The organism is Zongyangia acetica (genome assembly GCF_038739695.1).
GTDB lineage: Bacteria > Bacillota > Clostridia > Oscillospirales > Ruminococcaceae > Zongyangia > Zongyangia gallinarum.
In genome coordinates this window covers 1-24,784 of the sequence record NZ_JBBEWN010000008.1, presented here as the reverse complement: position 1 = coordinate 24,784, position 24,784 = coordinate 1, and the positions used below count along the sequence as shown (strand labels likewise).

At 45.7% G+C, this 24,784-nt stretch carries 25 protein-coding genes; 5 read left to right on the top strand and 20 right to left on the bottom strand.

Annotation, left to right across the window (positions count from 1 at the left end; translation table 11 throughout):
- Positions 1-36: 36 nt before the first annotated feature.
- The 8 genes from WGC32_RS08490 to iolC all read right to left on the bottom strand — a co-directional run bounded on the left by WGC32_RS08490 (position 37) and on the right by iolC (position 5,585).
- Complete coding sequence (locus WGC32_RS08490) at positions 37-624, bottom strand: hypothetical protein (protein ID WP_342681373.1); 588 nt, start codon at positions 622-624, stop codon at positions 37-39.
- Between the two features lies 1 nt (position 625).
- Positions 626-1,117 (bottom strand): stage III sporulation protein AF, encoded by a 492-nt coding sequence (locus WGC32_RS08485; protein ID WP_342681372.1) that lies wholly within the window; start codon positions 1,115-1,117, stop codon positions 626-628.
- A gap of 5 nt (positions 1,118-1,122) precedes the next feature.
- Positions 1,123-2,277, bottom strand: a complete 1,155-nt coding sequence (locus WGC32_RS08480) for a stage III sporulation protein AE (protein WP_342681371.1) — start codon at positions 2,275-2,277, stop codon at positions 1,123-1,125.
- A gap of 30 nt (positions 2,278-2,307) precedes the next feature.
- The gene (locus tag WGC32_RS08475) at positions 2,308-2,697 is read right to left on the bottom strand and encodes a SpoIIIAC/SpoIIIAD family protein (protein ID WP_191509955.1); all 390 of its coding nucleotides are present in this window, start codon (positions 2,695-2,697) and stop codon (positions 2,308-2,310) included.
- Entirely contained in the window at positions 2,694-2,888 is a 195-nt protein-coding gene (spoIIIAC, locus tag WGC32_RS08470) for a stage III sporulation protein AC (RefSeq protein WP_191509956.1), read from the bottom strand. Before spoIIIAC ends, WGC32_RS08475 begins: the two co-directional genes overlap by 4 nt.
- 32 nt (positions 2,889-2,920) lie before the next feature.
- Positions 2,921-3,421 carry a stage III sporulation protein AB gene (locus WGC32_RS08465; RefSeq protein ID WP_342681370.1) on the bottom strand — a complete coding sequence of 167 codons (501 nt, stop codon included), beginning with the start codon at positions 3,419-3,421 and terminating at the stop codon, positions 2,921-2,923.
- Positions 3,336-4,373, bottom strand: coding sequence for an ATPase, T2SS/T4P/T4SS family (locus tag WGC32_RS08460; protein WP_342681456.1), 1,038 nt, complete (start codon positions 4,371-4,373; stop codon positions 3,336-3,338). Before WGC32_RS08460 ends, WGC32_RS08465 begins: the two co-directional genes overlap by 86 nt.
- 177 nt (positions 4,374-4,550) lie before the next feature.
- Positions 4,551-5,585 carry a 5-dehydro-2-deoxygluconokinase gene (gene iolC, locus WGC32_RS08455; RefSeq protein ID WP_342681369.1) on the bottom strand — a complete coding sequence of 345 codons (1,035 nt, stop codon included), beginning with the start codon at positions 5,583-5,585 and terminating at the stop codon, positions 4,551-4,553.
- Positions 5,586-5,788: 203 nt separating this feature from the next.
- On the opposite strand from iolC, the gene WGC32_RS08450 reads away from it, so the two are divergent.
- The 3 genes from WGC32_RS08450 (at position 5,789) to WGC32_RS08440 (ending at position 8,720) form a co-directional block, all read left to right on the top strand.
- A complete protein-coding gene (locus tag WGC32_RS08450; RefSeq protein WP_342681368.1) occupies positions 5,789-6,547 on the top strand; it encodes a DeoR/GlpR family DNA-binding transcription regulator in 759 nt (252 codons plus the stop codon).
- Between the two features lie 153 nt (positions 6,548-6,700).
- A complete protein-coding gene (ymfI, locus tag WGC32_RS08445; RefSeq protein WP_342681367.1) occupies positions 6,701-7,438 on the top strand; it encodes an elongation factor P 5-aminopentanone reductase in 738 nt (245 codons plus the stop codon).
- Between the two features lie 106 nt (positions 7,439-7,544).
- Entirely contained in the window at positions 7,545-8,720 is a 1,176-nt protein-coding gene (locus WGC32_RS08440; RefSeq protein ID WP_342681366.1) for an ROK family transcriptional regulator, read from the top strand.
- Between the two features lie 128 nt (positions 8,721-8,848).
- On the opposite strand, the gene WGC32_RS08435 is transcribed toward WGC32_RS08440, so the two are convergent.
- From WGC32_RS08435 to WGC32_RS08380, 12 genes are all read right to left on the bottom strand, one after another.
- Positions 8,849-10,285 (bottom strand): D-alanyl-D-alanine carboxypeptidase family protein, encoded by a 1,437-nt coding sequence (locus WGC32_RS08435; RefSeq protein ID WP_342681365.1) that lies wholly within the window; start codon positions 10,283-10,285, stop codon positions 8,849-8,851.
- A 599-nt stretch (positions 10,286-10,884) separates the two neighbouring features.
- A complete protein-coding gene (hydF, locus tag WGC32_RS08430; RefSeq protein ID WP_342681364.1) occupies positions 10,885-12,069 on the bottom strand; it encodes a [FeFe] hydrogenase H-cluster maturation GTPase HydF in 1,185 nt (394 codons plus the stop codon).
- 101 nt (positions 12,070-12,170) lie between these two features.
- Positions 12,171-13,589, bottom strand: coding sequence for a [FeFe] hydrogenase H-cluster radical SAM maturase HydG (gene hydG / locus WGC32_RS08425; RefSeq protein ID WP_342681363.1), 1,419 nt, complete (start codon positions 13,587-13,589; stop codon positions 12,171-12,173).
- Between the two features lie 15 nt (positions 13,590-13,604).
- Complete coding sequence (hydE, locus tag WGC32_RS08420) at positions 13,605-14,633, bottom strand: [FeFe] hydrogenase H-cluster radical SAM maturase HydE (protein WP_342681362.1); 1,029 nt, start codon at positions 14,631-14,633, stop codon at positions 13,605-13,607.
- Positions 14,596-14,865, bottom strand: coding sequence for a TM1266 family iron-only hydrogenase system putative regulator (locus WGC32_RS08415; protein WP_191483260.1), 270 nt, complete (start codon positions 14,863-14,865; stop codon positions 14,596-14,598). Before WGC32_RS08415 ends, hydE begins: the two co-directional genes overlap by 38 nt.
- Positions 14,866-15,121: 256 nt before the next feature.
- Positions 15,122-16,300, bottom strand: coding sequence for a cation:proton antiporter domain-containing protein (locus WGC32_RS08410; RefSeq protein ID WP_191510082.1), 1,179 nt, complete (start codon positions 16,298-16,300; stop codon positions 15,122-15,124).
- Positions 16,301-16,335: 35 nt separating this feature from the next.
- Positions 16,336-16,677 carry a hypothetical protein gene (locus WGC32_RS08405; protein WP_191483258.1) on the bottom strand — a complete coding sequence of 114 codons (342 nt, stop codon included), beginning with the start codon at positions 16,675-16,677 and terminating at the stop codon, positions 16,336-16,338.
- Positions 16,678-16,803: 126 nt separating this feature from the next.
- A complete protein-coding gene (locus tag WGC32_RS08400; RefSeq protein ID WP_342681361.1) occupies positions 16,804-17,400 on the bottom strand; it encodes an HD domain-containing protein in 597 nt (198 codons plus the stop codon).
- Positions 17,401-17,413: 13 nt separating this feature from the next.
- Positions 17,414-18,232, bottom strand: coding sequence for an ABC transporter permease subunit (locus tag WGC32_RS08395; RefSeq protein ID WP_342681360.1), 819 nt, complete (start codon positions 18,230-18,232; stop codon positions 17,414-17,416).
- Positions 18,229-19,113, bottom strand: coding sequence for an ABC transporter ATP-binding protein (locus tag WGC32_RS08390; protein ID WP_342681359.1), 885 nt, complete (start codon positions 19,111-19,113; stop codon positions 18,229-18,231). The genes WGC32_RS08395 and WGC32_RS08390 overlap by 4 nt, the downstream gene beginning before the upstream one ends.
- Before the next feature lie 196 nt (positions 19,114-19,309).
- Complete coding sequence (locus tag WGC32_RS08385) at positions 19,310-21,646, bottom strand: M56 family metallopeptidase (protein ID WP_342681358.1); 2,337 nt, start codon at positions 21,644-21,646, stop codon at positions 19,310-19,312.
- Between the two features lie 14 nt (positions 21,647-21,660).
- Positions 21,661-22,023 (bottom strand): BlaI/MecI/CopY family transcriptional regulator, encoded by a 363-nt coding sequence (locus WGC32_RS08380; protein ID WP_342681357.1) that lies wholly within the window; start codon positions 22,021-22,023, stop codon positions 21,661-21,663.
- Between the two features lie 548 nt (positions 22,024-22,571).
- On the opposite strand from WGC32_RS08380, the gene WGC32_RS08375 reads away from it, so the two are divergent.
- Both WGC32_RS08375 and WGC32_RS08370 read left to right on the top strand, forming a co-directional pair.
- A complete protein-coding gene (locus WGC32_RS08375) occupies positions 22,572-23,081 on the top strand; it encodes a CYTH domain-containing protein (protein WP_342681356.1) in 510 nt (169 codons plus the stop codon).
- 118 nt (positions 23,082-23,199) lie between these two features.
- A complete protein-coding gene (locus tag WGC32_RS08370) occupies positions 23,200-24,621 on the top strand; it encodes a lipopolysaccharide biosynthesis protein (RefSeq protein ID WP_342681355.1) in 1,422 nt (473 codons plus the stop codon).
- Positions 24,622-24,784 lie beyond the last annotated feature (163 nt).

Genomic DNA, 24,784 nt, shown 5'->3' with positions numbered 1-24,784 from the left:
GGTTCCATGCGGCCTGGGACGCTAAGCCATAGTAAATTATTCTTCCAGCTTGGTGACACAAACCTTGGATGACGAAATATCAAGAGCTACGGTGACTGCATCAATCACCCTCTGCTGAACACCTATATCATCCCCGCCTTCACATACCACCACAACCCCCTTTACCGTAGGTTCCAGCTGTTTTTGTATCAAAGCCTGCTTTTGTCCATTTTCATCCTCTACTAGGATGAGACTGCTTTCTCTGACATCCTTGATCTGCGTCTTTTTGGAGTTGTCAGTTCCAACGTCCTCTGTACGATCCAGGCTGTCTTTCGTTTCGCTGGCATATACATACTCCTCAGAACTCGCTAGGGTGACCATGATCTGATTTTCCCCCACCCCTTGAATGGAGGATACGATTTGGGTGATCTCCTCTTCCAGATCACTGGTATAGTCTGCCATCACCACCTGGGTACTCTGTTGTGTTGGCTGGGGCTCCTTGCTCTGTTTGCTGCCGCATTCTGAAAGCAAGATCATCAAAATCCCGACTAGTCCCAGAAGCACGATAATTTTCACCTTGGCATCCTTTCCAAAAAGCCTGCCCAGTGTGTCTTTTAACTTTGGGAATTTCTTTACAAAATCCACCTCAATTCACTTCCTCTACATAGGTGATCTCTGGCTTTTTTCCTAAATCTGTTTCAATTTGACGGCTGATGGCCTGATCCTGAGAAATAAATTCATTGGGAAGCAGAATCTCTATTTGATTCATTAATATGCCGGACTTGTCGTCTACATTCATGTTTATCTCGATTTTGGATCCCTCCACCCCATAACTCTTTAGAATGGACTCAATGTGAGAGCGGATGGTATCTTCCATCGTTTTTTGAAGCTGGCTGTTGATGGTTTCTTCCAAATTTCCAGCATATTCTCCAGATCTTTCTTCCAATTCTCCTGTCAAATTGTCATCAAACTGGATATTACCAAAAGCGAACGGCATGATGAGGCAGCAAAGCATGAAAAGTGAAATGGTCATCTTGAAAATTTTAGCCAAGTTCTTTGCCGGTGCCAACATATACATTAGAGAGCCCGCGACCATACAGCAGCACAGGGAAAAGGCCCATTCCCTTACCACATCCATTTCAATTACCCCCCTGTTCCCAGCAGCATCATGATGGTTGTCGTTATAATAATAAGCATCATAAAACAAAGGATTATTGCCAAAATGATGCTAAGAACACTGGAAGTGGCTTTGAGCACCGGGGTTACTCCTCCTACCCCCAGAAATTCGGCCACAACCTGAGAGATTTTCGTAACCAGCAGCCAAGAAATACTCTCGATAAGCAGGGGAAGAAATGTCATGACCGCTATGATAATTCCGTAGGCTCCTACCGATGTTTTCAACAACTTTACGCAGCTTTGCACCGAGCCCAGCGCGTCAGAAAGGGCTCCGCCCACAACAGGAACCACACTGCTAATGAGAAATTTGGTGGCTTTGAGGGAGACGGTGTCAGCGCTGGATGCCACAATCCCCTGGATGGAAAGGATACCGACAAATACGGTGAGAAGCCCTCCTAAAGACCAGCAGATAAAGGATTTTAAACTGTCCGCTATTTTATCCAACCGGAATTCAGTGTTCATGGATGACGTAATGGCAATTGCAAGGTAAATCCCCAAAAATGGGACCAATGTCCTGGAGACGATGACAGAAACCAGCTCTGCCGCCCAGAATAAAAAGACCTGATAGGAGGTGGCTGTAACAATCTGGCCTCCCGCTGTCATCACACCGGACAGCACAGGAACAAAACTGATTAAAAAGTTAGAGCAGTCAAAAATTGTCTTTCCTGTTTTAGAAATACAGTCGATCACCGGTGTGATGACAGCGGCACAGATGCAGAGGATAGAAACCACCTGGAATACTTCCTTGAGCTTGTCCTTGGCCATAGACTGCTTTAGTGCATTCATTAGGGCGCAGAGCACAATGATTCCGACAACAATGGCCAAAAGTTTTACCGGCCGGGCAATCACCGTTTGAACCTGATCTATAAAATAAGGAATAAATTCTTTTGGAGACAGGGAGAGGATTTTCTGGAAGGAGATGGTGTCCAGTCCCAGGTCATAAAGGGATTCCTTGACCTGCTCCGGAGCATTTTCAATAAGCTCGTCCGCTCCGCTGGCTTCCAGTTGTTCCTCAAACTGCTCCTGCAATGTGCTTTCTCCCGACGCATCAGAGCCGCTTACAGCAGAAACCGGCATACACAGCAGCAGAAGACACAGGAGAAACATCAGTATCTTTTTCATGTTCATCCCTCATTTTTCACATCTGTCGAATCAAGCGTTGATCAGCTGAGAAGCGATGGAAAGCAGTACGTTAAACAGTGGGAGGCTGATGAGTAGTACCGCTACCCTTCCCGCAATCTCAATTTTGGAGGCAATGGCTGTCTGTCCGGCGTCAATACAGGCATCACTGGCAAGCTGGGTGACAAAGCAGATCCCCAGGGCTTTAAAAAGAATGCTGGTATACTCGAACTCTACATTGATATTGGAAAATAGAGAACGAATTTGGTCAAAAATGGGCAGGGCCTCTACCAGAACCATTAAAAAAACCGTAACACCTACGGCAAGTCCCACGCCGATGGCGTATTCCGGCTTGTACTGCTTGAGCAAAACCGCCAGCACCATCCCAACGATGCCCATTCCGATCACAGTTATTACATTCATAGTCCAAACACCGATTTCACCACTTCAAACAGATTGCTGATTTCATAAACAATCATCATAAGCACTACAATAAGTCCTGCCAAGGTGGTCATCATGGCCTGTTCTTCCCTTCCTGAACGTATCAGTACCTGATTGAGCACGGCTACAATGATGCCGATGGCCGCAATTTTAAAAATCAAATCCACATCCATCTGTTTTGCCTCCCATCATTTTTTCGTCCTTATCAAAAGGTCACCAGCACAATAAATACGCCTGTCAGAAGGCCAAGGGTCCGATATAGGCTGCCATTACGTTTTCTCTCTTCCCGGGCGGCAGCCAAGGACTGTCCTATCTTCTTGTCCGCTAAGGAAAAAATAGCCAGCTGGCCCTCTACATCGGTGGAACCCAGCCGTTCTCCTAGTTCGTATAAAGGCAGCATATCCACACCCTTCAAGGACAATGCTGCCGCAGCAATATCCAAGGCTTCTTTCCAGGCTTCTGGAAAGGCGTGCCCCTGCTTCATCAGCTCCAGGCACTTGCCGGGGAAAATAATATGCGCTGCAGCCGTTGTGTCAGACAGCTCTTCCAGCAGCACATCCAATGCCGGCATGGTATATCTGAGCTGTGTTGCCATCAGTCTCAAAAAGGTGATAATATTTTCAAGCTGGGTGACCCGCCGGGTCAGGGACAGTGAGGCCCTGTGTCCAGCATAGGCGCCAGCCACGATAATGAAGATCATTCCCATGGTCTTGATCATCCTTCACACCTGCTCGATAAAGAGAACTCACCCTGCCTGGACGGGAGGAATCGCCTAAAAAGCACAGGGTGGAAAATGCACCGGTTTCCATAAGGGGTAACATCTGCCGGCGGGAGAACAGTTCCTCAATGGAGCCACTGTGAACCGTGGCTATGATGGCAACGCCGGCATACATGCTGGCCAGAAGCCCGTCCACATCGTTTTTATCTCCGATCTCATCACAGAGGATCAGGTCCGGCGAAAGAGTCCTAATTGCTTGGAGCATTGCTTCCCCTTTCGGGTAGCCGCTGAGGACATCACAGCTGTATCCCAGATGGTTTTGCATCGCCCCGCCGCTCATAGCGGCAATCTCTCCCCGTTCGTCGATAACTGTGATCTTATAAAAACGTCCTAGGCTTCCGTCTGACAGCCTGCGTGCCAGGTCCCGCAGTACGGTTGTCTTACCGCTTCCTGGCACACCGGCAATCAAGGTTCCGGATGGACTTTCTCCCAGCAAATGGATAAGCTCGTCCGCGGCGCCATAAATTTCCCGGGCAATTCGAATATTCAGGGAGGATATTTCCCGAACTCCGCTGATCTGGCCGTTTTCGCTGACACAGGTACCGCAGATGCCAACCCGATGTCCCCCGGAAAGGGTAATAAATCCCCGTTTCATATCCTCCTGATGGGCATGAACACTATATCCGCAAACACTTCGGAAGCATTCCGCAAGTGTAGTCCTATCTATGATGACGCACCCTTTTGGTGGATGTTCGGTGAGACCACCTTCCGTTGTCAGAAAGGCCTGCCGACCGCCAAGACATAAATGCAGTGGGAGGTCATTTCGTATCCGGATTTCGTACACCTGTTTTTTGATCTGTACCGGCAGAGATAATAAAAGCTCACGGAGCTCTATCGGAAATATTCCAACGGCTTGGTCAAATTTCTGATCTGTCCTCATCTGTTCCAATTTTTCACCTTCTTTGCTCTATTCTTATGAGGCCACGGGACAAGATATGCCCCAACGATGCGAGAACTTTTCTGCCTTTTGTTGTCTTGTGGGCACAAAAAAGCCCTGAGCAGATAGCTTTTTCATCTGCTCAGGGCTTTTTATCTTTTCTGTATACCGGCCTAAAGTTTATCCACGGGCCACCATTTCTCCATATTCTTCTTTTTCCTTACGGATGAACTCCTGAATTGCCTCCGCGCTTGGCATATCCGCAGAACAGGCATGGCTCGCGATCAGCATAGCCGCGGACGCGCTGCCAAATTCCAGTGCATCGATAACCGGCTTACCCTCCAGAAGGCTGTAGATAAATGCAGAGGCATATCCATCGCCTCCCCCAAAGCCTTTGAGGCTTTTCACCGGGAAAGGTTTGATCGTAAAGCTCTGTCCATCACAGGTATAAGCGGTGGAACCTTCCTTGCCATGCTTGATAATGACGATCTTGTTGCCATATCCGATCCAACGTGCGGCCGTTTCCTTGTCATCGCTGTTCTTTGAAATCAGGCCTTCCATGAGATCGAATTCCTCGCGGGATCCCAAGAGGATGTCGCTGTGGCGTCCCACCAGGGAATAATAAATAGCCAGCTCGTCTTTGCTCTTCCAGTTATAGGGACGATAATCTATGTCAAAAATAATGACAGTGTTATTTTTCTTTGCAAACTCTACCGCTTTGAGCACTGCCTCCCTGGAGGGAGACTGGCACAACGCTGTACCAGAAATGACCACAGCCTTAGCGCTGGCTATGTATTCCTCGCTTACATCGTCGGTGGTCAACATGAGATCCGCCGCCTGATTGCGGTACATCAAGATGCTGCTTTCGGTAGGGCTGAGGATTTCTGTAAAAGTAAGCCCCATCTTTTCCCCATGTCTCGCCCGGCAGATTCCACTGGTATCAATGCCCTCATTCTCAAAATAATGGGTCACATAGTCTCCAAAACGATCATCGGAAACCATGCCGATAAATCCAACCTTTTTGCCGAGTCTTGCAAGTCCAACTGCAATGTTGGCAGGCGAACCTCCCACATATTTTTTAAATGTGGTGCTTTCCTCCAATGTACGGTTGTAATCTACCGGATTGAGATCCACCGTAGCACGACCAATGGGAATGACATCAATAGGTCTCGTTGAGTCAAAAGATACATATTGTTTTGCATTCTGTTCGCTCATTACCGTCACCTCATAATTATATTCTGAATATTTCTTGGATTTATCTATAATTTCCATTTTGATTATATCACATTCTTTTCATGAGTCAACCATCTATTCCCTTTAGCCGATAATATTTTGAGTAAATGATTGATTTTGTTTTGTATCTCTGTTATACTAGTTAATATAAATTAAGAAAATTGGGAAGTCGGTGAGTAAGCTTTATGAAAATCAAACGTATTGACGAAATGCAAAAATATATTTTGCAAAACACCTCTGTCACCATCGACAAGCTTTGTGAAGAATTTGGCGTCTCAAAAAATACAATTCGCCGGGACATTGACGAATTATGCGCATCCGGTATTATCAAAAAAGTATATGGCGGTGTTACCGCTATCGTGAAAGCGCCAACTTCTTTTGAAGAGCGTGGTAACGAAAACAGCGACCAAAAGCATCGCATCGGCAAGGCAGCAGCCAAATTGGTGGAAAAGGACGACAGCATTTTCATCGATTCCGGTACTACCACCTTCCAGATGGTACCTTATCTCTCGGAATGTGGTGGGATTAATGTTTTCACCAATAATATCAAAGCTGTATTTGCCGCTTATCCCATTGAAAGCATCCATCTTTATTCCCTGCCCGGCACCCTCAACCGCAAAACCAATTCTCTCATGGGTGCAGATACCACCAAGGCTATTGAAAAATACAACATTAATAAGGCGTTTTTGGCTTCTACGGGCCTGACCTTTGAATCCGGTGTCACAAACTCTGAACAGATGGAGTACGATATTAAGCGTGCTGTTATCGAAAAAAGTACCAAAACCTATCTTCTCATCGATTCCACCAAGTTTGGCAAGGTTTCTCTTATTACTTTTGCCTCTATCGGAGATTTTGACGCTGTCATTACCGATAAAATGCCTGCCCAAGAATATGTGGACTTACTGAAGGAAAATAATGTAGAATTAATCATTGCTGATGAGTAATAATCAGCGCCTCTATAATATTTTCTGGATTGGCGCCGCAGTCAAAATGACTGTGGCGTCGCTTTATATAGAATACTATCCTTATATTCACTCTTCTTCTCTTTTTTCTCATCCAAAGATCGTATATAATAAAATAAAAACGGGAGAAATAAGATGAAGCATGTAGCATTGATTACCGGTGCATCGGGTGGAATCGGCAGCAGTACATCACAGGTGCTGGCCGCCCAAGGGTTTCAAATAGCAGTCCACTATCATCAGGGGGAAGACCGCGCCCATCAGTTGTGCAAAACCCTATCAAAGCAAGGTTATGTAGCAAAGCCATTTGCTGCTGATATCAGAGATCAGCAACAGGTTTTCCAAATGGTATCACAGATTGTAGAAGAAATGGGAGATATTGATCTTCTTGTCAACAATGCAGGTATTGCGCAGCAAAAACTCTTTTCCGATATTTCGGAAGAGGATTGGGATACCATGTTTGCGGTGAATGTAAAAGGGATGTTTCACTGTATCCAAGCCGTACTTCCCCGGATGATTCATTACAAAAGAGGAAAAATTATCAATCTTTCGTCGATTTGGGGCATGGTAGGCGCTTCTTGCGAAGTGCACTATTCCGCTGCGAAGGCGGCTATCATTGGGATGACAAAGGCTTTGGCAAAAGAAGTAGGTCCTTCCGGAATCCAGGTGAACTGTGTCGCCCCTGGTGTGATCGACACCCCAATGAATGCGCAGCTTGATGCTACAGCTCTGGATGCGCTGGTCGAAGAAACTCCTTTGGAGCGATTAGGCACCCCATTGGATGTCGCCCATATGATCGCCTATCTCGCTTCTCCACAAGCTGATTTTATTACTGGTCAAGTTTTTAGCCCCAATGGTGGTTTTGTAATTGTGTAATAAAAAGAATTTAGATCAAATTTTTTCGTTAATTTTTGCATCTTTGTCCCATTAATGGTATAATGTTTATATTATCTTTCGATTTATGGGCAAAGAGGTGGATGGCATGGCCAAGGCAAAAGGAGAAAATAACCGTCATCTAAAATATCGAAACCGCGGTTTAATATTAAAACTCATCTGTACTGAAAAAAATATTTCTCGTATTGATCTTTCCCGAATGACGGGATTAACCAAAATGACGGTGACCAATATTACGGGTGAACTGATCCAACAGGGCTATATTGTAGAGGGAAGCCAAGGACAAAACAGCAATGTTGGACGAAATCCAATTATCTTGGACCTTTCCCCCAACGCGCCAAAAGTCCTAGGAATCCATATGGGAAGGGATCATTGTAGCGCTGTTTTGGTGGATCTAAGGATGCGCACCTTGCAGCGAAAAACGATTCCTCTTGGCAGTGAGGAAACAGGCGAGACCATTATTGAAAAAGTTTTTCAACTGACCGATGAAATGACTAACTGGGAAAATAATATCCTTGGCTGCGGGATATCCGCAGTTGGCCCACTTGATGTAGAGAATAAAATGATTCTCAATCCACCCAATTATTTTGGTATTCAGAATCTTCCTATTGGAGATATCCTCTCTGAACGCTATTGCATGGATGTTTTTATCGACAATGATACCAATGGTTCGGCTTTGGCTGAAAAACTGTATGGCAGCGGAAAGGGCTACAGCAATTTTCTCTATGTTGGTATTGACAACGGAATCGGATCAGGTATTATTACGGATGATGTTCTCTATCAAGACAATAGCGGTATGGTAGGAGAATTCGGCCATGTCATCATCAACTATGATGGGGAGCTTTGCTCTTGTGGCAACAGAGGATGTCTGGAAGCCTATGCCAGCATTCCCATCATAGAAAAAAGGCTACAGAAAGTAACCGGTAAAAATCTTGGATTCGCGGCCTTTTGCCAGTTGCATGAGGATCCACTGGTCCATGAAATTCTCTGTGATATGGCTGATAAAATCGCTTGTGCTCTAACCGGTGTAGTTAATATGCTCAATCCCAGTGCTATTTTTATAGGACATTGCGGAGCACTATTAAATGATATCTATATTCAGCGTATAGAAGATCGGGTAAATGCTATGAAGCTTTCCGGGAATTACCAAACCGTTCGTGTACAAAAATCATTTTTTGGTGAGGATGCTCCCCTGTTCGGTAGTGCTTGTATTGTTCTTAATCGCCTCTTTGACGGAAAAATTCTGGCCCATCTTGATGCATAAATAAACTATAAGAAGGCCGATCATTTTAAACGGTCTTAGATTGAACAAGGCTCCGCAGATTTTTCTGCGGAGCCTTGTTTCTTATTGTTATCTTTATCAATATCAAATTTTTAATGGATACTTTTTGGCTATAGTCTTCTTCTAATTCTTTGATCAATATGAACTTTCCTGCTGCGAAGAGAATAACGCTGGCGCACATTTCTCCGCACGACAGCTCGGATGACAAACAATGCGATGACCAAAAGCAACAAGAAAGCCAGCAATCCAAACCCGATGATTAAGAATATCTGAGAACCGCTGTTGGTCGTCTCTCTGGCCATACTCATATTGGCGTTGATATGACTTTTGGTTTCCAGGGAAAAATCTAAAGGCTCATTGGGCATACAGTCTACCCCGTCCTTGAGTTGTATGGTAAAACCTGCCTGGATTTCCTGATCCAGCAGATAATATTCTGGCACATGGATTTTTACCTGCACATCGTCTTCGGTGAGATGGTTATGAATCAGATAAGAAACCGTAGGGGCGGAGGAAATCGTTACATCTCCGGCGAGCTGGCCAAATTTATCCATAATATCCACTCCAGCCGGGATTTCTTTCGCAATATCGATAGGTATACTCTTAAAATTTTCAAAACCATAGTTAAGCAGGGTTTCGCAATCTTGATATTTCGCATTTGCCGCCACACTCTTCAGCAAAACGCAGATCAGCCTACGTCCATCCCGTTCGCCCAAAGCCATCATGGTATTGTTGGCCTCTTCTGTCCAGCCGAGTTTGCCGCCAACCACATCCTCATTATAGTAATAAGAAGATTGGATCATCTGATTTTGATTCCAAAAATAACGTTCAGATTCCTGGTTATTGGTAGGCGCCATGGTATACTGATCTGTGCTGATGATCTTTTCAAAGTCTGGCAAGGTCAATGCATACTTGGTAATCAGGGCAAGATCATATGCCGTAGTATAATGGTTATCATCATGAAGCCCATGAGAATTGACAAAGTGGGTGTTGCCTGCCCCCAATTCCTGCGCCTTCTCATTCATCATTTCAACAAAGTGATCCAGGGAACCCCCAATGGATTTGGCAATTAACGCGGTTGCATCATTGGCCGATTCCAAAAGACATGCGTAGAGGGCATCCTTTAAGCTGATCCTTTCCCCTACTGTCAGTGCAATATGACTGGTTTCAAGCCCATAGGAATACACATCGTCGATGATCTCTTGATCCGCCGTAAGAATACTATCCATATCGCCATTTTCAAGTGCCAAAATTGCCGTCATAATTTTGGTTAGGCTTGCCGGAACCATCTTTCGGTTCATATCCTTTTCGAATAAAACCTGCCCTGTATCCGCATCGATCATCACAGCTGTCTCTGATATGATCTGATCTGGTGAAAGTGTGCAATCTGGTACTGTATCAGACACACTGTTTTCTGGTTCTGCTACATTTGTCTGGGCAAACGAAAAGGTAATCAATAAATTGCATATCATAAAAGCCGCCAAAATAGCGCAAATTTTTCTCATATTTCCTCCATGTTCCTTTGTCCTGCCGTCTATCTTCTCTTTCATTTTCTATAGTGCTTCTTCCTGTATTTAGAAGCGCACAAAACCGGACAGTTCCTTTATCCAACCGCCCGTCAATCATCAAATGTTGTTAATCGGTATTATTATACCAATATTTTTATTGAAATGAAATCTAAGGCTATTATTGTTAACAAAATTGTAAAAATATCTATTCTTTTTCATCCAATATTTGTAATAAATATAAGTTATTATTGCAATTTATATCATTCCGTAATATATTTTTGAACGTTCCTAGCTCTCGGCCTTCTCGGCCTCGCTCTAGATGGCCAAAAAAATAGCGGCTTTCGCCGCTATCTTATTGCTTCGCAATATCCTTTCGCAATGGCCCTAGCTCTCGGCCTTCTCGGCCTCGCTCTAGATGGCCAAAAAATAGCGGCTTCCGCCGCTATCTTATTGCTTCGCAATATCCTTTCTCCATGGCCCTAGCTCTCGGCCTTCTCGGCCTCGCTCTAGATGGCCAAAAAAATAGCGGCTTTCGCCGCTATCTTATTGCTTCGCAATATCTTTTCTCCATGGCCCTAGCTCTCGGCCTTCTCGGCCTCGCTCTAGATGGCCAAAAAAATAGCGGCTTTCGCCGCTATTTTTTAATACACCACTCTATCTAAGATGCCTTTCACCTTTGCAATGAAAATGCCGTAATTGGTGATCGGTACGCCCTGTTTCACACAATGTTCCACACGAGAAAGCATATACTTTCGATTGAACATACATCCTCCACAATGAATAACTAAAGCATAGGATGTCAGATCATCAGGAAAATCGTTGCCGGAACGTACATCAATACTGATCTTTTCTCCGATCTTTTTCCGAAGCATCTGAGGAATTTTAATGCGTCCAATATCTCCATCTAACGGATTATGGGTGCAAGCCTCTAGGATCAGAACCTTATCTTTTTCTTTTAAGGTGTCTAATTTGGCGGCTCCTTTGACAAAAACATCAATATCCCCTTTGAATTTCGCCATCAGCACAGAAAAAGAAGTAAGTTTTGTCCCCTTTGGAGTCAGCTTAGCCACAATGTCAAAGACCTGGGAATCGGTAATAATGAGCTGTGGCGGATCTTTGTAGAGACGCAATGCCGCTTCCAACTGGTCTGTCGTCACAATGGAAACCAGTGCTTTATGATCGAGCAAATCCCGAATAGTTTGTACTTGGGGCAAGATCAATCGCCCCTTGGGGGCCTGGATATCCTGTGGAGCCACCAATAAAACATGATCCCCAGCCTTGGCCACCTCTCCCGTAATGGAAATATCATCATCAGAAGGCGACTTGGACGCGATCATTGCTTTTAACTTGTCAATGCCCTTTCCAGTTTTAGCGCTGACAGATACAAAGGAAAATTGCTTCACCCAGGATGGAATTTGATCATTTTCGTCGCTTTTATTGACGGCGACAATGATCGGAATCTTTTTTTCCTTGAGACGGTCTATCCATTTTTCTTCCTCAGAAAAATCATTGTTTTGGGCATCAATAACCAAAATAGCGATATCTGTTTTCTCAATGACTTGAGCTGTACGTTCTGTTCTCATCGCTCCCAGCTCTCCATCATCGTCAAAGCCTGCCGTATCTATCAAAACACAGGGGCCCAGCGGGTGTAATTCGATGGATTTATAAACCGGATCCGTGGTTGTACCTGCCACAGGGCTGACCAATGCCGTCTGCTGGGAAGCAATCGCATTGATCAGGGACGATTTTCCACTGTTAGTTCGTCCAAAAATCCCGATATGTGTACGGGTGCTGTTTGGCGTTTGATTGAGTTCATTGACTGGCATAGTCTTCCCCCTTCTAAATTTTAAAATTCAATTTAAACGAAAAGGGGGTTCAAATCCCCTGCGCACCGCCCAATGAGATTCGAACTCCCTTGTTCTATGTCTTAGAAGCGGAAATCCCGCATTCCCTCATTCATCTCTTCCAGATGCTTGAGAACGATCTGTCTTACCTTATCGCTGGGAATCTTATCAATTTCTTTTCGGATGAGTGCTTCTCCCTTTGCCTTTGTTTCAGGAGAAGCATAGTCCTCCAGATACTCTTTCAAAGTCATCAGCGCGTTGGGCTGACAGCAATTGGCAATCTGTCCCGATTTAACCAGCTGCATAAACCGGTCTCCCGTTCTTCCTTCCCGGTAGCAAGCTGTGCAGAAGCTGGGAATGTATCCCATATCCAAAAGCCAGCCAACCACTTCATCCAAGGTACGGGTATCATTGAGTTCAAACTGGGAAGAGTTCTCCTCGATTTTCTCCTTTTCCACATATCCTCCCACACTGGTGGAAGATCCTCCGCTGATCTGGGAAACGCCCAGATGGAGCACCCGCTTTCTGGATTCCGGTGTCTCACGGGTGGAGATAATCAGGCCCGTATAGGGTACCGCAATCCGCAGCACAGCTACGATTTTTGCAAAAATATCATCCGAAATAGCGTTGGTGAATTCATCGGGATCCACATCATCCGCTGGACGGATACGAGGCACGCTGATGGTATGTGGTCCCACTCCCATGGCTGCTTCCAGATGCTCAGCATGCATCAGCAATCCTACAAAATCATACCGGTAAAGGTTCAGTCCAAAGAGGACGCCACAGCCTACATCATCAATACCACCTTCCATGGCCCGGTCCATGGCCTCGGTGTGATAAGCATAATTACTTTTTGGGCCTGTGGGATGCAGCTGCTCGTAGGCTTTTTTGTTGTAGGTTTCCTGGAACAGTATATAGGTACCAATGCCAGCCTCTTTCAGCTTCCGGTAATTTTCTACCGTTGTGGCGGCGATGTTGACATTGACGCGGCGGATGGCTCCATTTTTATGTTTGATCGAGTAGATGGTCTTAATACTCTCCAACACATATTCAATGGGACAGCGGACCGGATCTTCTCCGGTTTCCAACGCCAAACGCTTGTGTCCCATGTCCTGCAACGCAATGACTTCCTTGACGATCTCCTCCTGGGACAGCTGTTTTCTCCGGATGTGCTTATTCTTCTGATGATACGGGCAATAGGTGCATCCATTGACACAGTAATTGGAAAGATAGAGCGGCGCGAACATAACGATTCGGTTACCGTAAAACTTCTGTTTGATCTCCTGCGCCAGGGCATACATCTTCTCATTTAAATCTTCCTGGTCGCAGTCGAGAAGTACAGCCGCTTCCCGGTGAGAGAGTCCTTTGCAGGTCTTTGCTTTTTCTAGCAGGCTTTCAATCAGCTCCCGGTTACTTTTGTTTTTCTCGGCATATTCCAGGGTTTCCATAATCTCGCCGTCATCGATGAACTCGGTGGCAACTTTCGATTTGACATTATACATGTTCCACACTTCTTTCTATAAAGGTTGTTTCCCCAATCGGCGGATAGAATCTTCTAAATCCCTCCGCCCCTTATATATATCGTCATCCAAACTGAGGTTGGATGGGTATATCTCATAGAGCCTGCGATATATGCCCGGTGTCACCTTTCGCATGATGACATTGGCGCCACAGGAAAAAATATCATCCTTTTCTCCGTCATCCAATACTCCCAGTGCCGTGGTGGCCGGGAGATTCAATTGTGGCATGAGAATCCGGCTCAGCGCTACCGCCCGTTTGGTTAGTTCTGTGCTCCCGTCTGGATGGTCTTTTAAGGGGGTATCTGGGTGGGCAATAAACGGGCCGATTCCAGCCATATCGCACCCAAGCCGCTGTAAGGTTAGGATGTCATTGGCAATGGTATCGTTTGTCTGCCCTGGAAGGCCAATCATAAACCCGCTTCCTGTTTCATAGCCCAATTCTTTGAGCCATTGCAGACACTGTAGCCGGTTTTCCAAGGTCCCACAGGGATGCAGGCTCCTGTAAATATCAGGATCTGAGGTTTCATGTTTGAGCAGATACCTGTCGGCGCCGCATTCCTTCCAATAAGCATATTCCTCCCGGCTTCGCTCCCCCAAGCTTAGCGTAATGGCAATGGGACATTGGTCCTTAATTCCCCGGATGATCCTGCCCACCATTTCCTTATCATAGGCCGGATCCTCTCCAGACTGAAGGACGATGGTCTGATATCCTGCCCGATATGCAATGAGGACGGTATTTATAATTTCTTTTTCATCCATCCGGTAACGTTGTAGCTTCAAGTTTGTCCTGTTGAGCCCACAATAGCGGCACTGCCGGCGGCAATAGTTAGAAAACTCAAGGATAGCACGGATTCTAACAACTCCATGGTTCTGACGTTCATTATACCGGTCAGCCAGCTGATACACTGGGAAAAAGTCGTCCATACCCAACAGCTTTGACAGGGTATCTTTGGAAAGATTTCCTCCCATGGACAACTCTTTTGTCAGCTCATTCATCGGATTGTTTCCGGTCACTGGTCTTTGCATACAGCGATTTGACTCCTATCCCTTTGATGTTTCCAAGTTTGCCGGACAAAGCACTGACTATATTTTCCGGGGCATCTACCACCACGGAGATGATATTGACCCCCTTTGCACGATAGGGCAGCCCCATTCTCCCCACTACATAGGGAGCATATTGATGCAGCAGCTCATTGACAGTTCGAACAGCCTCTTCTTCCTCCACCACAATGCCGATCAGCGCTAATTTTGTCTCCAAACTGATCCCCCCAATGAAATAAAAACACCCCACGACAAAGACCTGTCGTAGGGTGCAAATTCATCCCAACTGCACTTTAGGCATGACGAAAATGACCACCAACTTTATCTCAGGTCCAAGCCCTCGAAGATGAGAAGGTTTTTTGTACATCACCTTGCCGGCAGGACTCCTCCCACCGGTGAGGTTACTATCACTATATCATTTTGTTGTGGAAAAGTCAAAAACTTTCTCACATATTACTTTTTGTTTTGAAGGTCTAAGCGTCAGCACTGATTTCTCCGGCTTTCTTCAGGCAGATTTTCGTTACCATCGGTCCAATAATTTCATAAATAAGGGTCGCGCAGAGAACAACCGCCCGGATTACACTGGCGTATTGGGGAACTACCGATTCTGCCACTAGGCTCAACCCTATGGCTACACCAGCCTGCGGGACCAATGTGGGGCCAAGCCAGCGCCGTACTGTCTCAGGAGCTTTCATCAAAGCAGCTCCAGCCCACGCGCCAAACATCTTTCCTGCCACACGCAGAACAACATAGATGACTCCCACCAAGCCAATAGTCGGAATGACCGACAGTTGCAATTCAGCGCCGGAAATAACGAAAAAGATCATAAAAAGCGGAGGAGTGACTGAGTCGGTGATCTTCATAATCGTATCCGAAGTTGAGCTCACATTGGCCAGGATTGCTCCCATGCTCATACACATCATCAGAGATGAGACATTGAGCAAGGTGGAGAGGGCAATGGCAAGAAAAACAAAAGCAATAGACAAAATGAGGCGGTTGCTGCTGCTTTTAAACCAGCGCAAAATAAAGGAAAAGATTGCTCCCAGCAACGCGCCTATTACTACCGCAGTAGCGATTTCAATAAAGGGGTCTAAAATTGAAAGCAGCGGAGAGCCAGATGCTGGTGACTCAATGGATTTGGCAACTGTTACAGCAAATCCAAAGGCGATCAAGGCGACAGCATCATCCAAGGCTACAACGCTAAGGAGCGTTTCGGTCAGCGGCCCTTTCGCCTTATACTGCTTGATTACCATGACGGTAGCTGCTGGTGCGGTAGCCGCGGCAATTGCCCCCAAAACCAGCGAAAAAGGCACCTCATATCCCGCGATAATCAGTCCAAGAATGACAAAAATTACCGCAACAACTGCCTCAAAAATTGCGATCACTATAGGGGTAACTCCTACCCGTTTAAAATAACTGATTTTGAACTCACTGCCAACAGAAAAAGCAATGAAGCCCAAAGCCATATCGGATAATATGCTCATTTGTGAGACAATATCCCCGGGAATCAGACCAAGAACCGAAGGTCCGATAATCAATCCTGCCACCAGATATCCTGTTACATTCGGCAATTTTACCCTTTTGGCCAGTTTTCCAAATATCAATCCAGAAAACAGGATACATGCCAAATAAAAAAGTATTCCTAGTTCCATCTTGATTTCTATCCTTTACAGTATCTTCTCCAAATTTATTTGTCCCCATGGATTCCTTTGATGAAATCCACCGGCACAGTGAATACAATACCGGTGTCCGGCTGGGACAAATCTCCCACCACATCCTCAATTGCCTCTACCGCTGACGGTACCTGCTCATCTCTAAGTACCGTGAGAATGGTCTTGTTTTCATCCCGGTCTGGATCCAAAATAGCCCGCAGGGAGCCTAAAAAGGAGTCATCCATATAGTCTGACAACGCCCGCGCCATACCAGTACTATTGAGAATCGTGGCGCCATTAATCTGTAGATCGGTAAACCGCGCCAATAATGGCTCCAATGTTTCAACCTTGTTGAGAATAAGCACAAGAAGCTTCATATCCCCCACCCTTTCAAAAGTGTATATTTTTATTATAGCATTTTCAGGAAAAGATTGCAAAAAATCACAATTAAAAAGCCGCAGTCTTCCGCGGCTTTTTGCATAAATTTATTAAGCACAAAAAAGCTATTCTTTGAGCCAGCCTTTTTCGATAGAATCCTTGATAATAAACTGAACCACTTTCCAGAGCTCTGGGGCTGCTTTTTCAATAATGGCGGCCCTGGCATAGACATCCTTGCTTGTGACCGTTCCAATATGCCAGGTATGGCCCTGTGTCATATAGTTATTAATCAACGGCTGTAGACGATCAATAGATGCGGCATATTGTGCATCCGGAGTTTCCATCTGGTCAAATTCCTCCCAAAGATCCCGGATCTCTTTTCCCTGATCTTCCGGAAGCATGCCAAATAGCTTGTCTGCAGCCTTCTTTTCCCGCTCTTCCTTGTCTTCGTTTCCCTTTTTGTCGTAGGCAAAGGTATCCCCTGCATAAACCTCGATGAGATCATGAACCAGCGCCATCCGCAGTACCCGGTAAAAATCCACCTTTGAGCCATCCGCGTATTCACTAAGTAGCATAGCCATCAGGGCAAAATGCCAGGAATGCTCCGCATCATTCTCACGGCGGGATTTATCCACCAACAATGTCTGCCGCAAGACATTCTTCATTTGGTCCACTTCCACCAAAAAACGCAATTGTTTTTGAAGCCTTGTCTCTTCCATCATCAATTCACCTTCCCTAAATTTTTAGATCTTTATTCAGATACCAGATATAACTGAGCGCTACAAATAGAAGGATAGCACACCCTCCGATAATTCCTGCATGAATATCGATAGCTTCATTGGCAACGAGGGTTGCCGGTGTGCTATAGTGCACAGGTGAAAAATACCACAGTACCGACAGGGAATCCATCAGCTTGGATGCAATCCCCGCAAAATAGGTCAGAAACACCGTTCCTACGGCTACCGGCACAGCCGCTTTATGACTGTGCGTCACGGAGGATAGAAAAAATCCAAACGCCATAAAAATAAAACAGCTCAACAGCATTCCAGCAAAGACAATGCCAAGCTTGGGAAGCAGCTCCATAAAATTTTCGTTTTCCGGCAGGAATAGATAGACAGTCCCAAGAGAAACAGCCGCCACTATGACAGTATAAATCAAAAGCAAAAATACATTGGCCAGAATTTTCTGGGTCACGATAGCAGCTCTTGTCACCGGCTGGGCATAAAGGAACTCAATGGTTCCATCGCTTTCTTCCCGGACCAAAGATCCAATCCCCATGACCGCCGCCAGAATAGCACTGGCCAGGAGGATATATTGGAACACATAGGCAAAGTATTCCTCAATCTGGGAGAAATCCGGCATGTCCGTTAGATTGAAAGCCTCCAGCATCTCCTGCGGCATGGCCTGCAAAGCATTCTCCATCACTTCTCCCATTGCTTCGCCGCTCATACTTGGGAACACACACATAAAGATGCCGATGACCGCCGCCATGATGAGAGCCCAAATCAGGATACCCTTTCTTCCGCTGCGAAATTCCAGTCTAAATACATTCATGATTTATCCCCACCTTCATAATAAGAAAGGAATTTATCCTCCAGATCAAAATCGCGGACAGATAGATCCTGAATGTTATATCGAGATAGTGTTTTCAGAACCGCGTTAATATCTCCATGACTAAGGAAACGGATGGTGTCGTTATCTTGCGAAAGAAGCTCTCCGTCAAATTCACCTAAAGCCGCCAGATCAAATTCCGGAGCAACAACCGAGAAAATTTTTCCATTTTCCCGAGCGCGGCCTAGTTCGGTAACCTCGATGAGCCGTCCCTCCTTGATAAACGCCGCCTTCTGGCAGAAATGCTCTACTTCTGCAAGATTGTGGCTGGACATAAAAACAGTAAGCCCTGTCTCATTGCGCTTTTTCAATACCTCAAAGAGGGTCTTTTGCATGAGTGGATCGAGGCCACTGGTTGGTTCGTCCAGGATGAGCAATGCTGGACAGGTAACCAACGCTGCCGCAATGGCCACCTTCTTTTTGTTGCCCAGGGAAAGCTCTCCCATCTTCTTATCGGGATCAATCTCAAATTGCTCCATGAGCTGGTCGGCTACAGCATCCCAGCGCATATGATGAAACCTCAGCGCCGTCTTGATCATTTGATATCCTGTCAAATTGCGGTAAAAGCGCACCTCGCTCGGCACATAGGAGGTTACTCTCTTGATGATTTCTGAACTTTTTACACAGTCCTTAGCAAAAATCCTACAACTGCCGGAGGTAGGAAAAAGAAAGCCCAGCAAAAGCTTGATGGTGGTGGATTTTCCTGCTCCATTCGGGCCGATAAAGCCAAAGCGCTCCCCTTCCTGTACCTCAAGATCTACGTTGGAAATGCCTCGGTGCCTGCCATAGTTCTTGGTGAGGCCCTGTGTTACAATGGCGCGCATAAGCTTACCTCCTCTCCTGGATGGTTCTAGAGTAATAGTAGCATATAATGCTGTGAAATCAAAGGAAATTTATGCATTTCTCCAAAAAAGAGGGGAGCCTTCAAGCTCCCCCTCTCTTTCATTGCAATATTGGGTTTCGGTGAACTAGCGGCAATTTCTATTGGAGCCACACTGCCCAACTGCTTCGCTACAGTAGCTACGCTGAGGCCGGTCGGCAAGAGACAAACTGTCCAGTAATCGTATAATTTGACAGATAAGCATTCTCAGCGACACTATCTGTGGACACCTGGAAAGTATAAATATTTCTGCTGACGACTTTGTCTTTGCTTTTTCGTGCTACCGTGACTTCCACCAGATCGTTTCCTAGATCCTTGGCATCTTCTAGAAGGAAAGTATCCTCTGTATCTAGGGGCTGGCTTTCATATACCTCAAATACACCCAAGTCCGAATTATATACCGCAAAGTCTTCTGTAAAGCTTTCCGGATCCAGCATCTCTTGGGACAATCCAAATTCACTCTCCATCAGTTCATATATCCGTTCCATCGGAATTTTACAATGGCTCCAGACTTGTGAACCGCTTGGCATTACCTCATCAGTGTACACCGCATACTCTTTGGCCGCACCGTCTGCCAGGAGCAGGTCAATAACATAATCAAAGGCAAGTTTTGTATCCATTGTTTCCACACTGGAAAAGGGAGTTCCATTGCATACCACCTCATAGCGTGTGATATATTTTCGCATCATCACCGTAGCAATGGATTCCACATCCGGCTCGGCTTCTTCTAGAGAGATATACTGGAATCCATCCTCTGTCAGCTGGACGGTCAGCCTTTTGGTCATAATATATTCCGCGGGGTGTTGGGTGACAATCCCGTCTCCGTCCACCGTTTCCCACGGAACGGTCATCACTTTATAGGTGATAAAAAGCAAGTCGTTCTGCTGCTCCACGCCGGTGACAATGGGTTCTGTATCAATGCCAAACCCGGGACCGGCCGGAAATGCATATCCTTCCCTTTCCGGCAGATAGGACATAGCTGTCCTCATGTATTCTACCGGTACGTCAAAATGCTCCCTTACCGTATCTTCAATTTCCTCCTGGGGATAGACATAGCCATAATTTTCATCGTAATAGGATTCCGGACGCTCAATAGGTGCAAACTCTTCCCCGTAGGCCTCCGCCATACTCCGTTTCCCAATAAAGATATTGTAATTTTTCCCAATGGCATAGAGAAAATAGTCATCTGGCGAAATCTCTGTGGGAGAGGAAAATGGGGCCATATTCCCGTTGAAATCCAAATACAGCACATATTCTTTAAGATAATCCGAATAATCCATCTCTTCCGGTGTATTCGTTATATCCGGCTCTGTCTCTGCAGGAGCGGGGTCAGTAGTCACTGGAGCAGATTCCCCCGACTGTTCGGACTGCTGGGGCTGAGACGTGATCGAAGGTGGGGCTTGGCTCTCTGATATATTCGTATCTTCTGTCTGCTGCGGAACAGCATTGCTCAGTAAAGTACATCCAACGGCAATCACTACAACAACCGCCGCCGCAACCACAACAGACGTTGTTCGATGGTACTTCATTATAGCCTTTACCCGAGTTTTCACATTACTTTCTCCAAAGGCTACAAGCCCGGAGGAAATGGGCAGCCGCTGCTGGCGGATGGCTACAGTGAGGAGGGATCTGGCATAATCGCCGCGGATATCCATCGATGAAAAGGTCAAGACCCTTTCATCACAAGCGCTTTCCATGTCTTTATCGCTGAGGTAAAAGGCCAACCAGACCAAAGGGTTAAACCAGTGGATGCACACGGCGATCATGGAAATCATTTTGGTCAGCATATCCCACCGTTTGATATGGACAAGCTCGTGGATCATGACATGGTAGAGCACTTCCTCATCCCTGATGTCAAAGTAAGCGGGTAGAATGATCTTCGGCCTCCAAATTCCGCTCACCACCGGGGTGGAAAACATGGGGGACTGATAAATCTTGACCGGACGGCGGATTCCTACTGTCCGAATGCACTCATTGAGCACAGGATGATTGCGGATGACGGTTGCTGTTTTCAGCTGTCTTTTCACCCTGACATAAAACAATCCACTCAAGGCCAACAGAAGCACAACTCCTGCCAACCACACACCGGCAACAATTTCGCTCCAGCTAACAGACGCTGGCTGCCTATCTGGTGAAGCTTGGCCCTGCTGCGGAACAGAAGCGTCGTTTTGCGAGGCTTCCTCCGCCTGAGGATGTTGCTGCGTAAATGGCTGGTAGACAAACTCCATTCGATTGACCCGCTCCCCTACCTCAGCTGTGGACATAGTCTCCTGACTTTGGGGCACAACGTTAAAAATACTCACCGGCGAGGGGATGGAAAACGGTACCAACAAACGCAAAAGCACAATCCCCCATATGGCAAAGTTCAGCCATTTGGGTGTCTTTTTTGAAAAAAGAAGGCGTAGAATCAACACTACCGCAATAACAATGGAGGCGGTAATGCTCATATTGAGCACAGTAAAAAACAAGCTCTCCATATGCTCTCCTCCTACTACTTATTAGCCTCTATAATCTTCTCAATTTCGGCAATTTCGTCCTGGGTCAATTTTTCCCTTGAGAGGAACGACGCCAAAAACAGCCGTCGGGAACCGTTATAAACCTTGTCGATGAGGGATCTTGTCTCCTCCTGCTGCACCTGTTCCCTGCTCACCAGTGCATAGCAGTGGAAACCAGGATCCCGACGCTGGACCATCCCCTTTTCTACCAAACGTTTGAGCATGGTATAGGTGGTATTCTTGCTCCAACCATGGTCTTTTTGTGCCAACTGAACAATTTCCCCAGCCTTTATGGAATCTCTCTCCCAGATGTATTCCATAATTTTAATCTCGCCATCGCCAATCTTAATTTTGTCCACATCTTTCCCTCCAGTCTACATATGTCGTCGTCATCTTTAGACTACCATTGTAGGCTTATAATGTCAAGTCTTTTTCTAAAATTACAGTGAGAGATTTTGGATAAAGATTGATCGATTTTATTCCCAGCATGATAAGCTTGGAGCTTTTTAATAGGCAAAACAGCCAACAAAAAGGCCGTGGACGTAATCCACGGCCTTTTTGTGTTTATACTTAACCCCACAAAGGGGATCATTGTTAGTCTGCCTAAGCCAACCGGCCGGTAATCCGACTACCGGAGGGCATCGGCAGTATGTTAGGATGTTCCTGTTTGGAATGTCTTTACTATACCCTGGAAATGTGACTCTGTTTTGATGAACATGGGAAGATTTTGCAAAGAAAAAATGAAGATTTTCATAAGATTTCCCAGTAAGCCAAAAGCTTAAATCCAAAATCCGCCGGCCAATATAAGGAGAAGGGCCATATTCATATCAGAAGGTAGATTTGCTCATATCCTTTGTGATATAATACTCCAGTGTTAAAAAGACCACGGAAACGAAGGAAGAGGATCATGGAGATAGAAAGAAAATTTTTAATTACAGAATTCCCTGCGTTACCAGAACTGCTGAGAGCGGATGTCGAACAGGGATACCTTTGCGTCAAACCAGTGGTACGAATTCGTAAAAAGACCGCAAACGGAATTTCAAATTACAAGCTTTGCTTTAAGGGCAAAGGTACATTGGTAAGGGAAGAGATAGAATTAGATATCGAGGAAAATATTTATGAAAGGCTTTGTGGCTTGTTGGAGATGGATCCGGTCCGCAAAGACTTTCGGGTATATCTGCTTCCCGATGGGCATCGGCTGGAATGTAGCCTAGTGGATCCAGGTGAGGAAGGAGAGTTTATGTACGCTGAGGTGGAGTTTGACAGCGTTGAGGAGGCTAACTCGTTTATCCCACCGGACTTTTTGGAAAAAGAAGTGACTGATATTCCGGGTATGAGCATGGGAAGCTATTGGGAAACAAAGCGTGCTAGGTTATTTTGCTCCCAAGAAAGCTCTCCTAAAATGGCAAAAAAATAAAAGGAAATAGCTTTTCCTGTGATTTATTTTGCCAAACAAAGGAATATGGTTTATAATAGGAAAGATTTCTTTCAGTTCGTGGTCCATCCACTCTGAAAAATGACACAAGGAGAACAATGTGGACAAATATAAAAGACTGATCTCCAATACGGCGATTTTTGCTATCGGTACCTTTAGCTCTAAGGTACTGGTTTATTTAATGATGCCGCTGTATACCCGAGTTCTGACAACCGGGGAATACGGTATTACTGACTTGGTGGTTCAGACTGGTAATCTGCTTTTGCCGCTGGTATCCTTAGGCATAATTAATGGTGTTGTGCGTTTTGGCCTGGACCGTTCCGTGCGCAAAAGCGATGTGTTTTCTACAGGCATCCTTTCGATTGTAGCCGGCTTTATTATTCTGTTGCTTTTCTCACCGCTCATCAATCAAATTCGATATGTTTCCGACTATACCTTTCTAATGTATCTGTTTGTGTTCATGTCGTCAATGCGATCTCTCTGTTCACAGTTTGTAAAAGCTCGGAATCTAGTGCGTCTTTATGCCTTTGATGGAATACTCAGCACGGCAACAACGATTTTATTTAATATCTTATTCCTGGTGGGTTTCCGTTGGGGCGCCATGGGATATATTCTCGCCATTATCTGTTCGGATACATTGTCGGTAGTCTTTTTGTTCCTGACGGCTAAGTTGACCCGTTATATTCGCTTTAGGGGAATGGATACGATTACAAGCCGTGCCATGCTAGGATATTCGCTGCCATTGATTCCAAACACAGTGTTTTGGTGGATTATCACCATGTCCGACCGGTATATTGTGGCTTATATGGTGGGCAGCGATGCCAACGGCCTTTTGGCGGCGGCCTATAAGGTGCCAACCTTGATCAACCTTGTCTCCAGTATTTTCATGGACGCATGGCAGCTTTCTGCCATGACGGAGGAGCGGTCACGAGAAAAATTCTTCACCAAGGTATTCCGCATGTATGGCTCTCTTGTCTTTATGGCAGGGTCTGGCTTGATTTTGTTCTCGAAGCTGATTACCAAAATTATGGTCTCCAATGAATTCTATGCCTCTTGGCAGTATATTCCGTTTCTCGTCATGGCCACGGTTTTTTCCTGCCTGGTCAACTTCTTGGGAAGTATTTACATGGTGCAGAAAAAGAGCCTTTTAATCCTGCTGACTACAGCAGTAGGTGCCATTGTCAACATTGTGCTTAATTTCCTGCTCATCCCGATTTGGGGAGTCACCGGAGCGGTTTTCGCCACCTTCATTGGATATTTTGTGGTATTCCTGTTTCGGGCGCTGGATACACGACGCTTTATCAAGATGGACTGGAATGCACTTAAAATCTGTATCAATACAGTTATTCTTTTTGCTCAGTCCCTCATTATGATCCAAGAACTTCCCCTCTGGATTTTGTGGGAAATCCTTTTGACCCTGCTGATGCTTGTGCTCAATGCAGGGGAGATCCTTGTCAGTGTTCAAAGAGCCCTGGTACCGTTTCTCAAAAAGCATAAAGCCCAAAAAGAAGGAAAATCATAAGACAAACGCAACTAGTAGGAAAAAGCTTTTTTATGGAGAAATTGAAGTCAAGACCACCCCTAAGAGGGGTGGCTTGAAGCGCGGCCTAGAAGGCCGAAAAACCAAGCCAGCGCCTAAATGACGCTGGCTTGAACTTTGTTCAAGCCTTGGTGGTATGATTACT

What these genes read in the sequence shown, in the direction of transcription:
- WGC32_RS08485 (WP_342681372.1), bottom strand. Translation starts at nt 1,117, where the DNA reads ATGGATGTGGTAAGGGAATGGGCCTTTTCCCTGTGCTGCTGTATGGTC.
- WGC32_RS08480 (WP_342681371.1), bottom strand. Translation starts at nt 2,277, where the DNA reads ATGAAAAAGATACTGATGTTTCTCCTGTGTCTTCTGCTGCTGTGTATG.
- WGC32_RS08475 (WP_191509955.1), bottom strand. Translation starts at nt 2,697, where the DNA reads ATGAATGTAATAACTGTGATCGGAATGGGCATCGTTGGGATGGTGCTG.
- spoIIIAC (WP_191509956.1), bottom strand. Translation starts at nt 2,888, where the DNA reads ATGGATGTGGATTTGATTTTTAAAATTGCGGCCATCGGCATCATTGTA.
- WGC32_RS08465 (WP_342681370.1), bottom strand. Translation starts at nt 3,421, where the DNA reads ATGGGAATGATCTTCATTATCGTGGCTGGCGCCTATGCTGGACACAGG.
- WGC32_RS08460 (WP_342681456.1), bottom strand. Translation starts at nt 4,373, where the DNA reads ATGAGGACAGATCAGAAATTTGACCAAGCCGTTGGAATATTTCCGATA.
- iolC (WP_342681369.1), bottom strand. Translation starts at nt 5,585, where the DNA reads ATGAGCGAACAGAATGCAAAACAATATGTATCTTTTGACTCAACGAGA.
- WGC32_RS08450 (WP_342681368.1), top strand. Translation starts at nt 5,789, where the DNA reads ATGAAAATCAAACGTATTGACGAAATGCAAAAATATATTTTGCAAAAC.
- ymfI (WP_342681367.1), top strand. Translation starts at nt 6,701, where the DNA reads ATGAAGCATGTAGCATTGATTACCGGTGCATCGGGTGGAATCGGCAGC.
- WGC32_RS08440 (WP_342681366.1), top strand. Translation starts at nt 7,545, where the DNA reads ATGGCCAAGGCAAAAGGAGAAAATAACCGTCATCTAAAATATCGAAAC.
- WGC32_RS08435 (WP_342681365.1), bottom strand. Translation starts at nt 10,285, where the DNA reads ATGAAAGAGAAGATAGACGGCAGGACAAAGGAACATGGAGGAAATATG.
- hydF (WP_342681364.1), bottom strand. Translation starts at nt 12,069, where the DNA reads ATGCCAGTCAATGAACTCAATCAAACGCCAAACAGCACCCGTACACAT.
- hydG (WP_342681363.1), bottom strand. Translation starts at nt 13,589, where the DNA reads ATGTATAATGTCAAATCGAAAGTTGCCACCGAGTTCATCGATGACGGC.
- hydE (WP_342681362.1), bottom strand. Translation starts at nt 14,633, where the DNA reads ATGCAAAGACCAGTGACCGGAAACAATCCGATGAATGAGCTGACAAAA.
- WGC32_RS08410 (WP_191510082.1), bottom strand. Translation starts at nt 16,300, where the DNA reads ATGGAACTAGGAATACTTTTTTATTTGGCATGTATCCTGTTTTCTGGA.
- WGC32_RS08405 (WP_191483258.1), bottom strand. Translation starts at nt 16,677, where the DNA reads ATGAAGCTTCTTGTGCTTATTCTCAACAAGGTTGAAACATTGGAGCCA.
- WGC32_RS08400 (WP_342681361.1), bottom strand. Translation starts at nt 17,400, where the DNA reads ATGATGGAAGAGACAAGGCTTCAAAAACAATTGCGTTTTTTGGTGGAA.
- WGC32_RS08395 (WP_342681360.1), bottom strand. Translation starts at nt 18,232, where the DNA reads ATGAATGTATTTAGACTGGAATTTCGCAGCGGAAGAAAGGGTATCCTG.
- WGC32_RS08390 (WP_342681359.1), bottom strand. Translation starts at nt 19,113, where the DNA reads ATGCGCGCCATTGTAACACAGGGCCTCACCAAGAACTATGGCAGGCAC.
- WGC32_RS08385 (WP_342681358.1), bottom strand. Translation starts at nt 21,646, where the DNA reads ATGGAGAGCTTGTTTTTTACTGTGCTCAATATGAGCATTACCGCCTCC.
- WGC32_RS08375 (WP_342681356.1), top strand. Translation starts at nt 22,572, where the DNA reads ATGGAGATAGAAAGAAAATTTTTAATTACAGAATTCCCTGCGTTACCA.